At 71.4% G+C, this 12,894-nt stretch carries 11 protein-coding genes; 9 read left to right on the top strand and 2 right to left on the bottom strand.

The genetic code is table 11. The annotated features are described in order from the left end of the window. Window positions 1-35: 35 nt before the first annotated feature. Window positions 36-1,790, top strand: coding sequence for a BCCT family transporter (locus tag MDN94_RS22570; protein ID WP_482728209.1), 1,755 nt, complete (start codon window positions 36-38; stop codon window positions 1,788-1,790). 215 nt (window positions 1,791-2,005) lie between these two features. Here the strand turns inward: MDN94_RS22570 and MDN94_RS22575 are convergent, their stop codons facing one another. Next, window positions 2,006-2,920 carry a MurR/RpiR family transcriptional regulator gene (locus MDN94_RS22575; RefSeq protein WP_482727696.1) on the bottom strand — a complete coding sequence of 305 codons (915 nt, stop codon included), beginning with the start codon at window positions 2,918-2,920 and terminating at the stop codon, window positions 2,006-2,008. Between the two features lie 113 nt (window positions 2,921-3,033). Here MDN94_RS22575 and MDN94_RS22580 point away from each other — a divergent pair, with 113 nt between their 5' ends. Genes MDN94_RS22580 through MDN94_RS22605 form a run of 6 tightly spaced genes read left to right on the top strand, consistent with a single transcriptional unit; the run spans window position 3,034 to window position 9,606 of the window. Next, a complete protein-coding gene (locus tag MDN94_RS22580) occupies window positions 3,034-4,200 on the top strand; it encodes a C45 family autoproteolytic acyltransferase/hydrolase (protein ID WP_482727697.1) in 1,167 nt (388 codons plus the stop codon). A gap of 41 nt (window positions 4,201-4,241) precedes the next feature. After that, window positions 4,242-5,882, top strand: coding sequence for an ABC transporter substrate-binding protein (locus tag MDN94_RS22585; RefSeq protein WP_482727698.1), 1,641 nt, complete (start codon window positions 4,242-4,244; stop codon window positions 5,880-5,882). An 11-nt stretch (window positions 5,883-5,893) separates the two neighbouring features. Continuing rightward, window positions 5,894-6,847 carry an ABC transporter permease gene (locus tag MDN94_RS22590; RefSeq protein WP_482727699.1) on the top strand — a complete coding sequence of 318 codons (954 nt, stop codon included), beginning with the start codon at window positions 5,894-5,896 and terminating at the stop codon, window positions 6,845-6,847. Next, window positions 6,844-7,695, top strand: a complete 852-nt coding sequence (locus tag MDN94_RS22595) for an ABC transporter permease (RefSeq protein ID WP_482727700.1) — start codon at window positions 6,844-6,846, stop codon at window positions 7,693-7,695. The genes MDN94_RS22590 and MDN94_RS22595 overlap by 4 nt, the downstream gene beginning before the upstream one ends. A 7-nt stretch (window positions 7,696-7,702) precedes the next feature. Further along, window positions 7,703-8,752 carry an ABC transporter ATP-binding protein gene (locus MDN94_RS22600; RefSeq protein WP_482727701.1) on the top strand — a complete coding sequence of 350 codons (1,050 nt, stop codon included), beginning with the start codon at window positions 7,703-7,705 and terminating at the stop codon, window positions 8,750-8,752. Then, window positions 8,749-9,606 (top strand): ABC transporter ATP-binding protein, encoded by an 858-nt coding sequence (locus tag MDN94_RS22605; protein WP_482727702.1) that lies wholly within the window; start codon window positions 8,749-8,751, stop codon window positions 9,604-9,606. The genes MDN94_RS22600 and MDN94_RS22605 overlap by 4 nt, the downstream gene beginning before the upstream one ends. A gap of 586 nt (window positions 9,607-10,192) precedes the next feature. Here the strand turns inward: MDN94_RS22605 and MDN94_RS22610 are convergent. Then, window positions 10,193-11,152, bottom strand: a complete 960-nt coding sequence (locus MDN94_RS22610; protein WP_482727703.1) for an FAD-dependent oxidoreductase — start codon at window positions 11,150-11,152, stop codon at window positions 10,193-10,195. Window positions 11,153-11,215: 63 nt separating this feature from the next. Between MDN94_RS22610 and MDN94_RS22615 the strand changes: the two genes are divergently transcribed. Together MDN94_RS22615 and MDN94_RS22620 are read left to right on the top strand one after the other, a co-directional pair. Beyond that, on the top strand, window positions 11,216-12,241 hold the full coding sequence (locus MDN94_RS22615) for an oxidoreductase (RefSeq protein ID WP_482727704.1): 1,026 nt from the start codon (window positions 11,216-11,218) through the stop codon (window positions 12,239-12,241). Window positions 12,242-12,358: 117 nt separating this feature from the next. Then, on the top strand, window positions 12,359-12,892 hold the full coding sequence (locus MDN94_RS22620) for a TrmH family RNA methyltransferase (RefSeq protein ID WP_482727705.1): 534 nt from the start codon (window positions 12,359-12,361) through the stop codon (window positions 12,890-12,892). Window positions 12,893-12,894 lie beyond the last annotated feature (2 nt).

Consider the following 12,894-nt stretch of genomic DNA (forward strand, 5'->3'; position numbering starts at 1 on the left):
CCGTGTCGCGCGACGTACAAAAGCCGGGCAAACGGCTGTGGTATCCCGTCAAGGCGGCGCTACCGGGGCGCCATCCGCACGAAGACAGAGCACCCGTCACGGACCGGGTGGTGTTCGGCGTGACGGCGGTGCTCACACTCGCCTTCGTGTTCTGGGGCTCGGTGTTCACGGAGACGTTGGAGAGCGCCTCCGACACCTTGCTGAACGGCCTGATGCACAACGGCGGCTGGGCGTTCGTACTGGCCGCATCGGGCTTCGTGATCTTCGCCCTCTGGCTCGCCATCAGCCGCTACGGCCGGGTCCCGCTCGGACAGGAGCACGAGGGGCCGGAGTTCCGCACCGTCTCCTGGGTCGCGATGATGTTCAGCGCGGGCATGGGCATCGGCCTGATGTTCTACGGAGTCAGCGAGCCGCTCGCGCACTACACGACGCCGCCACCGGGCACCGACCCGATCGACTCGGCGGACGCCATGGAGACCGCTCTCGCCACCACGCTCTTCCACTGGACCCTGCACCCGTGGGCGATCTACGCGGTGGTCGGCCTCGCCATCGCCTACAGCACGTTCCGGCGCCGCAGGCGGCAGAACATCAGCGCCGTCTTCGAGCCGCTGATGGGCAAGAAGCGGGCGGAGGGGGCGCCGGGCCGGGTGATCGACGTCCTGGCGATCTTCGCCACGCTCTTCGGCTCCGCGACGTCGCTGGGCCTCGGCGCCCTGCAGATCGGCAGCGGGTTCCAGGAACTCGGCTGGATGGAGAAGGCCGGTACGGGACTGCTCATCTCCATCATCGCGGTGCTGACCGTGTGCTTCGTGTTCTCGGCCGTGTCGGGTGTGGAGCGGGGCATCCAGTGGCTGTCCAACACCAACATGGTGCTGGCGACCGTGCTCGCCCTCTTCGTCTTCGTCGCCGGACCCACCATCCTCGTACTGGATCTGATTCCCACCTCGCTCGCCTCCTACTTCGAAGAACTGCCGCAGCTCGCGGGCCGGACGGAGGCGGCGACCGGCGGCGGTGACGTCGCGGACTGGCTGAGCAGCTGGACGGTCTTCTACTGGGCCTGGTGGATCTCGTGGACGCCGTTCGTCGGCATGTTCATCGCGCGCATCAGCCGCGGCCGCACCATCCGTCAGTTCGTCGGCGGCGTCATCCTGGTGCCGAGCACGGTCAGCCTGGTCTGGTTCGCCGTCTTCGGCGGCACCGCGATGAAGCTTCAGGAACAGCGCAGGCTGGGCGACGAGACGACGCCGGAGGGTCAGCTCTTCGGCGTGCTCCAGGAGTTCCCGATCGCCTCGGTGATGAGCCTCCTGGTGATGATCCTCGTCGGCATCTTCTTCGTGTCGGGCGCCGACGCCGCGTCGATCGTGATGGGCACGCTGTCTCAGAAGGGCACCTTCGAACCGGCGCGGGTGGTCGTCATCTTCTGGGGCGTGGTGACCGGCGCGGTGGCCGCCGTGATGCTGCTCGTCGGCGAGGGCAAGGGTGACGCGCTCGCCGGCCTTCAGCACCTGACGATCCTTGTCGCGGCGCCGTTCGTGCTGGTGATGATCGGTATGTGCGTGGCCCTCATGCGCGATTTGCGCCAGGACCCGCTGATCGTCCGGGGCGAGATCGCCGAGGAGGCGGTGGAAACCGCGGTGATCGCGGGACACGAGAAGTACGCGGGCGAGTTCGAGATCCGCATCGGCCCGGGAACAGGCCCGGAGGCGGGCCGGATCCGCGTCGAGGAGGAGACCCCGCCGGAGTCGGACGAGGAGCCGGAACGACGCAAGGACCGCCCGGACCAGGGCTGACGAATCCGGCCCGACCGGCAGTCACCGGCGTGGGCGGCGGCGACCGCGGGCCGCCGGCGGGGCGCCGGTGACCGAGGCCGACGAGGAAGGCCGTGGGTCGTGGGAGCTGCTGGTCATGCCCCCATGGCGCGCGGTACTTCCGGCTGACCGCCCACGGCCCCGCCGCCGGCGACTGCCCGCCGGCACCCTGTCCGCCGCGCCGTCCTGGCCCCTGGTCAGGCTCTTCTGGAGCGCTGCTCGCGCGGCGGAAGGAGCTGCTCCCTCAGCGCCGTGAGCTGGTGCGAGTGCTCGACCGCGCGGGTCTCGTCCAGGGTCGTGAGGGCGAGCAGCAGCGCGTCGGCGACGACGAGTCCCGTCAGGGCCTCGTTGGTGATGCCGGTCGGTGTGTGGGGCGCGGTGAGGATCGCGTCGACCCGGTCCTCGAACGCCTCGCCCAGTTCGTCCGTCACGAAGACGACCTTCGCCCCCACCGACCGGGCACGCTCCACCAGCACCGTGAGCTCCGACAGCGGCCGGCCGGGCTGGAAGATGACCACGGTGTCGCCCTGCGCCAGTGACAGCAGGGGGTCGGCGAGTGCGAACCCCGTGGCGCCCACGAACCGCGCGCGGCGGCCGATGCGGCCCAGGGCCAGAGCGAGATGGCGCGCCGCCAGCTCGCACGCGGCGACGCCGTAACAGAGCACCTCACGGGCGTCGGCGAGCGCGGCCACGGCCTGCTGGAGGGCGTCGGTGCCGGTGAGGCGCCGGCACTGCTCGATACGGTCCTGAGTTTCGTCGAAGACGTCGTTCCAGATGGTCTGCAGGTCCTGGCCGACGTGCGCGATGCGCTGTTTCAGCCGGACCTCGGGAGCCAGCGCCGAGGTGAAATCCGCCGCCAGTTCCCGCTTCAGCGCGGGAAGTCCCGCGTAACCCAGGCGCTGGAGGGCGCGGACGACCGTGGCGTTGCTGGTGCCGCTGGCGGTCCCCAGTTCCTGGGCGCTGGCGAACATCACCTGCTCGGCGGGCGCGCTGACCAGGTACTGCGCGACGGTGCGCTCGGCGGCCGACAGCTCGTCCCACTGGTCGCGCACGGTGGCGCGAAGGCGGGTCAGACCGCCCGGTGCGGCGCTGCCGGATTCTGGATTCTTCATTACAGGTATTGACTCCTACGTTACGGCCGTTACGCTCGTGTGTATTCCGTTCCAGGATCTCGTGTTCTCGGAACGAACATTACAGCACGCATGTGTCCCGAGGAGTCCTGGCGATGAAACACGCCCTTCCCGTCATCGAAGTGTCGGGGACCCCCGTCGAGCGCGGCCGCCAGTACGGATCAGCGGGCGCCCCACAGATCGGGACCGCTCTCGCCTATTACGCGGAGGCGTTCGGAGCGTCCTCCGGCCTTACCTGGCAGCAGGTCACATCCCGGGCGGCCCGTTGGCTCGAGCCCGTCCGTGACTACGCACCCCACCTCCTGGAGGAGATGCAAGGCATCGCCGACGGCGCCGGCGTCGGCCTGCTCGACATCCTGGCACTCAACGCACGCGGCGAGGTCATCTACGACGACTCCTTCGCACGGATGCGGGAGCACGACGGCCCCGGCGCGCGGGTTCCCGAGGAGGAGCCGCCGGACGGCTGCACCTCGTTCGCCGCGTACGGCCCCGCCAGCGGCGACGGCCACGTATGGGCGGGCCAGAACTGGGACTGGCGCGCCGGGGTCGCGGACACCGTCGTCATGATCCGCGTGATCCAGCCGCCGAAACCGACCGTCGTCATGCAGGTGGAGGCCGGACAGATCGGCCGCCAAGGCGCCAACTCCGCCGGCATCGCACTCAACGCCAACGGGCTCGGCGGCCGCTTCGACGACACGGTCGGCCTCCCGCAGACCGTGATCCGGCGCAGCGTCCTCGACCGCTCCACGATCACCGACGCCCTCGACGAGCTCTGCCGCACCCGCGCGCACATCGCCAGCAACGCCCTGCTGACGTGCCGCGAGGGATTCGCCATCGACCTCGAGACCACGCCGGCCGGCCACGGCTGGATGTACCCGACCGACGGCCTGCTGGTGCACGGCAACCACTACCAGGCGGGCGTCCCCGCCGCCCTCGCCGCGGGTTACCGCCCGATGGCCGCCGATTCGCTGGTGCGGGTGCCTCGCGCGGCGGAGGGCCTGAGCCTGCTGCGCGGGTCCACCGGCGCCGACGAGTCGCGGAAGCTCATCAAGCAGGCGATGTCGGACCACCTGGGCCACCCCGAGTCGCTGTGCACCCACATCGACCCCCGAAGACCACAGATCAAGCAGTGGCAGACGCTCGTCTCCTCGTGCGTCGACCTCACCACGGGCGACTACCACGTCACGGCGGGCACGCCCTGCGACCGCGAGTACCAACACCTGCCCTGGAATCTCTACGACGGCCCCCACGCCCCGAACTGACGCTGTTTCCGTTCTTTGTCCTTCCCCGCTCAGGAGCCCACATGAAGCTCAGAACCACCGCCGCCGCCGCCGGCCTCGCCGGGGCGATGGCCCTCACCACCGCGTGCAGCGGCGCGGACACCACCCGCCCCGCGGGAGCCGGCGCCACCGCCGACGCCGCCCAGCTCACACTCACACCCACCACCGCGAAGGCCAAGGGCGAAGTCCCCACCGTCAACTGGTTGCTGGAGGACGAACCGGACTCCCTCGACCTGGACACCCAGGGCGGCAGCGCCGGCCGCACCGTCCTCAGCAACGTGTGCGAGCGGCTTTATCAACTCCGGCCCGACATGTCCGTGCAGCCCTCCCTGGTCCGGCAGGCCACCCGACCGGACGCCAAGACCCTCGTTCTCGCCCTGCGCGACGACGTCCTCTTCCATGACGGCTCCGCGATGACGGCGGACGACGTCATGTTCAGCCTTCAGCGCCACGCCCGGCCGGACATGGAGCAGTCCGACGAGTTCGACAACGTCGCGGAGATGACCAGGAGCGGCGACCTCGAGATCACCATCACGTTCAAGCAGCCGGACGCGCTGTTCACCAAGGCCCTGGCCGGTGACGCCGGACTGGTCTACAACCGCGAGCAGGTCGAGAAGTCGGGCAAGGACTTCGGCACCCCCGGACAGCCCGACGCCTGCTCGGGCCCCTACCGGCTCGCCGACTGGAAGTCCGGCGACTCGATCGTCATCAACCGCAGCGACACCTACTGGGGCGAGAAGCCCCTCACCCAGCAGGTCGTGTTCCGCTGGGCCGACGACAGCGCCATGGTGAACGCGCTGAAGACGGGCGCCGCCGACGGCACGTACGCGGACTCCATCAGCACGGCCGCCGCACTACGGGGCACCAAGGGACTCGACCAGCACTACGGACCGAGCACCGCCGCCCTCGCCCTGATCCCCACGGAGCGCGGCGGGCTCGCCGACCCGGACATCCGCAGGGCCCTCGCGCTCACCCTGGACCGCGCGGGCATCGCCCGCTCCGGCTACGGCGGTCTCGTCGAGCCGTGGGCCACCCCCGTCGGATCAGGCGCCTGGGGCTACGAGAAGGAAGCCTTCGCCGACGCCCAGAAGCAGCTCACAGGCGCCCCGGCCCGCCCCGACGGAGACGACATCACCGCCGCGAAGAAGCTCGTGGAGAACGCCAAGGCGGCTCCCGACAAGCCGATCGTCATCGGCACGGACAGCAGCCAGGGCCGCCTGGTCATCGCCAACGCCGTCCGCGCCGCGCTCCAGCAGATCGGCCTGAAGAGCCAGATCAAGACCGTCCCGCCCGCCGAGTACGGCGAGTTCTACGGTGACAAGGAGGCACGCGCCGACATCGACGTGCTCGTCGCCGACTGGTACATCTCCAAGAGCGACCCCATCGGCTTCTACGACAACGGCCTCTCCGACAGCTCCAACAACTGGGTGGGATTCCACAGCCCGGAGTACGACAGCAAGGTCAAGGAAGCGATGCGGACCCTGGACGACAAGCAGCGCGCCGCGCTCGTGATCGATGTACAGCGCCGGTTCAGCGAAGCCGCGGTGTGGATCCCCGTCGCGCAGATGCCCACGGCTCTCGTCGTCGACGACAAGCTGACAGGCCCGCCGGCGTCCATGGCCTACCTCTACTACCCCTGGGCCGCGGCGCTCGGTGCGAAGTGAGCTGAACGACCATGATCGCCGCAACCGGGCGACGGCTCGGAGGACTGTTCGCCACACTGCTGGCCGCCTCCTTCGTGATCTTCGCCGCCGTGTACGCCGCCCCCGGCGACCCCGCCGTCTTCCTGGCCGGGGGCCGTGACAAGCTCACCCCCGAGCGGCTGGCCGCCGTCCGGGAGCAGTACCACCTCGACGAGCCGCTGGTCCTCCAGTACGGCCGCTGGCTCTGGGACTGCCTCCACCTCGACCTCGGCCGCTCGTTCCAGTACGGGGACCAGGTCGCCGATCTGCTGGCGGCACGGTTCCCCACGACCCTCGCCCTTGTCGCCTATGCCACCGTCCTCTTCGTGGCCCTGGGCGTGGGCGCGGGGATCCTTGCCGCCGTCCGCCGCGGCGGCTGGGTGGACTCCGCGGTCGTCGGCGGCACCACCCTCGCCGCGTCCGTCCCCTCGTTCGTCGGCGGCATAGCCCTCGTCGGGCTGTTCGGGGTCCGACTCGGCTGGTTCCCGGTGACCGGCAGCGGCGAAGGCTTTGCCGGCACGGTCCACCACCTCACCCTGCCCGCCGTCGCCATGGCGCTCGGTGCGCTCGCCGTCATCAGCCGGGTCACCCGCCAGGCCATGGTGGACGCGGGCGCGGCCGACCATGTCGCCGTCGCCCGCGCCTCCGGGATCCCGGAGCGCGAGATCGTCCGCCGGCACGTCCTGCGCAATGCGCTGGGCCCGATCATCACCATGTGCGGCCTTGTCACCGCCGGGATGCTCGCCGGGACCGTCGCCATCGAGACCGTCTTCGGGCTGAGCGGCATCGGCTCGCTGCTCGTCGGCGCGATCAACAGCCATGACTTCCCGGTCGCCCAGGCGGTCCTGCTGGTGATGGTCACCGGCTATGTCGTGGTCACCACCGCCGTCGACCTGGTGCACCCGCTGCTCGACCCCCGTCTCAAGGCCGTGAGGAGTCCCGCATGACCGCCGTCCCCGCCGGCGGGCTGCTGCCCGTCGGCAAGCGCTCCCGCCGCTCCCTCGGTGCGGCGGTGGCTGCCGGCTTCCTCGGACTGGTGGTCCTCGCCGCTGTGTTCGCCCCGCTGCTCGCCCCGTACCCGCCGGACGCCGTCGACCTCTCTTCCTCCCTCGTCGGCACCGGCGCGGAACATCCGCTCGGCACGGACGCTTCCGGCCAGGACCTGCTCTCCCGCGTGCTGTACGGCGCCCGGACGAGCCTGATAGCACCGGTCCTGCTGCTCGCGTTCGCGTCCGTCCTCGGTGTCGCGCTGGGCACCCTGGCCGCCTGGCGCGGCGGATGGGTGGACACACTGGTGTCGCGTGCCACGGATGTGATGTACGCCTTCCCCGGCCTGCTGTTCGTCGTCCTGATCATCGCCGTGTTCGGCGCCGGTACGACCACATCCGTGCTGGGGCTCGGGCTCGCCTTCGCCCCCACGATCGCCAAGTACACGCGCAGCGTCGCACTTTCCGAGCGGGCGAAGCCGTACATCGACGCCTACCGGGTGCAGGGCATGGGAGGCGCGCGCATATGTGTGCGCCACCTGGTCCCGAATCTCGCACGGTCGATCGCCGGCTACCTCGTCGTCCTGTTCGGCGAGGCCCTCATGAGCCTCGCGACGCTCAGCTATCTGGGCTTCGGCGCCCAGCCGCCCAGCTCCGACTGGGGCCTGATGGTGCAGGAGGGCCAGGCGGCCATCGTGCAGGGCGCCCTGCTGCCCGCGCTGGTGCCGGGCACCGCCATCGCTGCCGTCGTGGTGGCCTTCAACGTCGTCGGGGTCCGCGCCGCCGACCGGCTCGGATCCAGGAGGTAGCCGCGCCATGCTGCTCGACATCAAGAACCTGACCGTCCATTTGCCGGGCGCCGCCCGTCCGTTGCTTGCGGAGGTGTCCCTCCGGGTCCGCACCGGCGAGGTCGTCGGCCTCGTCGGTGAATCCGGCTCGGGCAAGTCCACCACCGCGAAGGCCGCGCTGAGCATCCTTCCCGATGGCGCGCGAACGGAAGGGAGGGTGCTGGTCGACGGAGCGGACGTGCTGCCGATGACCGGGACACGCCTGCGCGAACACCGTGCCCGCACGGTGGCCATGGTCCACCAGGACCCGCGCTCCGCCCTCAACCCCGTGCGCCGGGTCGGCGACTTCCTCGTCGAAAGACTGGTCCGCCCCGGTGAAGGCTCCCGTAAGGACAGGCGCAGAGCGCTGGGCACCGCGGTCGAACTCCTCGACGCCGTCGGCCTGCCCGACCCCGAACGGCGCGTCAGGCAGCGGCCGCACGAGATGTCCGGAGGCATGCTGCAGCGCGTCGTCATCGCCGGTGCGCTCGCCGCCGAGCCTCGCCTGCTGCTCGCCGACGAGGCCACCAGCGCCCTGGACGTCACCACCCAGGCGGAGATCCTCGCCCTGTTGCGCAAGCTGCGCGGACAACGGGAGCTGGGGGTGCTGTTCATCACCCACGACCTGCATCTCGCCGCCGCCTACTGCGACCGGCTGTACGTGATGTACGCGGGCCGTGTCGTCGAGGAGCAGCAGGCGCGACGCCTCTTCGGTGACGCCCGGCACCCGTACACCATGGGCCTGCTGGACTGCTCGCCGGAACTGGGCGGGACACGACGGGCGATCCGTCCGATCCCCGGCCGACCCCCGTCACTCGCGGACGCATTCCCCGGCTGCCCCTTCACGGCACGCTGTCCCCACAGCGAACCCGCGTGCGAAACCTGGACCCCGGAGCCGCTGCCCGTCGCCGGCGCCGGCACGGCCGCCTGCCGCCGGATCGGCGAACTGCCCCCGGGCGGTCCGCCCGGCAATCCGGAGGCAGGCACCGCCGAGGACCCCGTACAACCGGCCGCCCCGGCCGTCAGGAGCACACCATGAACGGCAACAGCCCCCAGGACGGCCCGTCCCTGCTCGTGGTCGAAGGGCTCCACAAGACCTTTCGGCTGCCGGGCGGCGGCACTCTCACCGCGGCCGACCAGGTGTCGTTCACCCTGCCGGAGGGCGGTTCGGTCGGCATCGTCGGCGAGTCGGGCTCCGGCAAGAGCACCGTGGCCCGCATGCTGGCCGGTCTCGAGAGGCCCGACGCGGGCACCGTCACCGTGAGCGGCCGGGACCGGCGCTCCGCGCGTCGCGGCGGCCGCTCCCGGCGCACCCGGCTGGCCCGGGCACGCGAGATCCAGATGGTCTTCCAGGATCCCTACGTCTCCCTCGACCCGCGGCTCACCGCGGACCAGTGCCTCCGCACCGCCCTGCGGCTGCACGGGCACTCCGCGGTGGAGGACCGCATCCGGTCACTGCTCGACCGGGTCGGCCTGGGCGCCCGCGAGGCCGAGGCCAGGCCGCACGAACTCTCCGGCGGACAACGCCAGCGTCTCGCCATCGCGCGCGCCCTCGCCGTCGACCCGCGCATCCTGGTGCTCGACGAGGCGGTCGCGGCCCTCGACGTGTCCATCCAGGCCCAGATCCTCCAACTCCTCGCAGAGATCCGCGAGGACACCGGTGTGGCCCTGGTGTTCGTCAGCCACGACCTGGCCGTGGTGCAGCACATCACGGACGAGACCGTCGTCATGCGCAGGGGCACCGTGGTCGAACAGGGGCCGACGGACCAGGTGCTGCGCACACCGCGGCACGCGTACACACGGCTTCTGCTCACCTCCGTCCCGCACCAGGACTGGGACCCGTCGGACGTGGTCCGTGCCCGGGCCCAGGCGGCGGAGGCGGAGGCGGCTTGAGCGACGACCGTTCCCGGGGGCGTGCCGGGCCGCCGCGGTGCGCGGTTCGGCCTGGGCGACGTGCGTCCGGGACCGCTCCCCACAGCGTCGCGCGGAATACGCCGCTACCTGGGCGCGCGCACTCTCGCTCGGAATGACGAACCGGCTCCCTACCGTGCTGCCGGGTTGGAGCCGGGACCAGGACCATGGACGGCGACGGCTGCCCGCCACTCGGGCCGCGACATGCAAGAACCTACGAGACGGGCTCCCTGCGCCGGCATTGTCCGGATCAGGTGGTGGGGGTCGCCCTCCGGTCCTTGGACCTTCGGACCTCTCAGCCCGACCGTCGACGTCGGCCCCGGCGGGTATCTCCGCCAAAGTCGGCTACTCCGGTCGAACTCCCTCGCTCGCCTCGTAGGCCACTACCAGAGTAACGCTCCGCGCATGCCGTAAAAAGGGGTGAAAGGGAAAAAATCAGGGCTCTTTGCCGGGCGGGTGCCCATGCTCTGCGAGGCCGTGTCATCGGGCTCCGCACCTGATCGTCCCCACCGGATCCCCGGGGCGCAGCTGGCCACCAGACTCGCCACCAAGCCGCCCCGGACACGGCCTACCCGACGAGCGCGACCGCCGCCTGCGCGCAGCCCCAGGCCACGGTGATGCCGGCGCCGCCGTGGCCGTAGTTGTGGACCAGCAGAGCCCCACCCGGCAGGCGCTCCGACTCGATCCGCACGCCGGTGTCCCGTGCGGGCCGCAGACCCACCCGGTGCCCGAGCACCTTGGCCCGGCCGACCTCCGGGTGGATACGGGCGCACCGCTCGACGATGGCCGCCGCGGGGGCCTCGTGGGGCACCAGGTCCCAGGAGTCCTCCTCGGCGGTGCCGCCCAACAGCAGCCGCCCCGGCTGCGGAAGGAGGTACGTCGTCGCGCTCGAGGCGTGGTCGACCGCGGTGAACCACTCCTCGACGCCCGGGTTCTCCACCACCACCAACTGCCCCCGCACCGGCCGCACGGACGGATCGGGCACCAGCTCGCGTGCGCCGAGACCGGTGCAGTTGACCACGACAGAGGCGCGGCTCTCCGACTGCGCCCGGGCGAGGGAACCGGCCTGGCGCCCCTCCACGGTGCCGCCCGCCGCCTCCAGCCGCCGCCGCAGCCAGCCGAGATGGACCGGCATGTCGATCAGCGGGATCCGGGCCCGCAGGCCGGCGGCGAATCCCGGCGGCAGCTCGTCGCGGCCCGCCTCCCGCAGTCCTTCCACCCTCGCGGCCCAAGGACCGAGGTCGACGAGCCGGGTCTCCGCGTGGACGCCGGGCACCAGCCGTACGCCCGTCTCCTCCGGCCGGTCCGCCAGCGCCGCGTACACCCGCAGTGACATAAGGGACCACTCGCCGACCAGCTTCTCCGGCTCGATGCGATACGGCCACCACAGCCCTCCCGCCACCGCCGACGTGGTCGCGCCGGCGGGATCCCGGGACCACACCCGCACCCGCCTGCCGCTCTCCGCCAGCACGACGGCGGTGGTCAGCCCCACCACCCCGCCGCCCAGCACCAGTACGTCGCCGCTCATGCCGGGACCGTAACCCATGGCGTTCCATGCTCAGAAGACCGCGCGGTTGGGCAGAATCACGACATGTCTGCCGAGTACGCGACCTTCGGGCTGGCGCCGGCGATGCGGACCGGGGGAGTCCTCGCCGATGGTGCCTACCAGGTGCACCGGGACTTCACCGACTTCATCGTCGACGGCCGGCCGCTGCTTCACCGGCTCAGTGACCTCGACGCCGTCTCGCCGCTGGCCTCCGACATCCCGCCCGCGGTCTTCACCGACCATCTCCGCCGTCTGCTCCTCGAAGCGGAGGCGCCACTGAGCGACGGCCGGTATGTGATCTACGGCTGCCCCGAATGCGAGGGGCTCGAGTGCGGGGCCGTCACGGCCGTGATCGAGCGCGACGGCGACGACGTCGTGTGGCGGGACTTCGCCTGGCAGACCGACCGGACGGCCGATCTGGAACTCAACGGCTACCACGGCATCGGTCCGTTCCGTTTCCGCGGCGATGAGTACCGGGCGGCGCTGGAGCAGCTGCTGCCCGGCCCCAAGGAGGCCGCGGCCCGCCGCCGCGTCCTGCTGATCGGCGCGCGGGTCGCGGTCCTCGCCAAGCTTGCAGCCGCCCTGCGGTCCATCGGCATCGGCGCCGACATCGCCCACGACGCGGCCGGAGTCCCGGCCGAGGAGCTCGGCGCGTACCAGGCCGTCGCCTTCGGCCGGGCGGTCACGGAGGCGGACCGCGTCGCGGTGCGGGAGGCGTTCGCCCTCGCCGGCGCGCAGGTGGAGTACGTGGACGGGCTCGCGCCGATCATCCCGCTGCTGGTGGCTCAGGTCGAGCTGGCCCTGGACCGGAGTCCGGTCGGGCAGCGGCGCCTGCGGGGACTCGCGGTGAAGGGCGGGGAGGCGGTGGTCGAGGTGGCCTCCGAATGCCGCGTCCGTCTGGTGGCCTACCGTCTCGATGCGCTCCACCGCACCCGCGTCCGGGAGCTGTTCGACGGGACGCTGCAGCCCGGGACGCACCGAATTCCGCTGGACGCCAGGGCGGTCAAGGGACGATCCTTCGTCGTGGCGCGCACCATGGGGGGCGTGCTCGTCACGCCGGTTGCGCGATGATCCGACAAGAGGCCCGGGCGAGCCGCTGAATCGCCGCCGCATGCATCACTCACGTCACGTACATCACACGCCTCGCACGTGTGCGGCCCTGAACCGGAGGTCCGCCTCCCCGCGCCCATGAGCGAGAGGAGCAGCGGACGTGCCTTCCGCACTCGTGCCCCTGACGAGCTCCGCCGAAGCCGGCGCCCGCGAGCCCATTCCTGCTGGGACCATCTCTACGCGGCGCCCCTGTGGCCGCTGCACGGCGCGAACCTCGGCACCCTCGCCCGCACCTGCGACGCGGTCGGCGCATGCATCACCGTCCCGCGTTTCCCCTGGGTGCCCGAAGCACTGGCCCGCGGCAACACCCTGCGCAAGCCGGTGTGCACCCACCGGACCGGCGACCCGCTGGGATGGCTGGCCCGGCAACGGGAGCGGGGAGCGCGCATCGTCGGCGTCGAGCTGGCCGACGAGGCGGTACGCCTCGCCGACCTCGCGCCGGCGAGACGCCCGACCGTCATGGTCCTCGGCCACGAGCAGCACGGGATTCCGCCGGAAGCGCTCGACCTGCTCGACGAGTGCGTGGAGATCCCGATGATCGGCACCGGCTCGAGCCTGAACGTGGCCGTCGCCGGCTCCCTCGCCCTGTACAAACTCGCCGGACTCCTCTGACC

This window comes from Streptomyces sp. WAC00040, assembly GCF_056835925.1.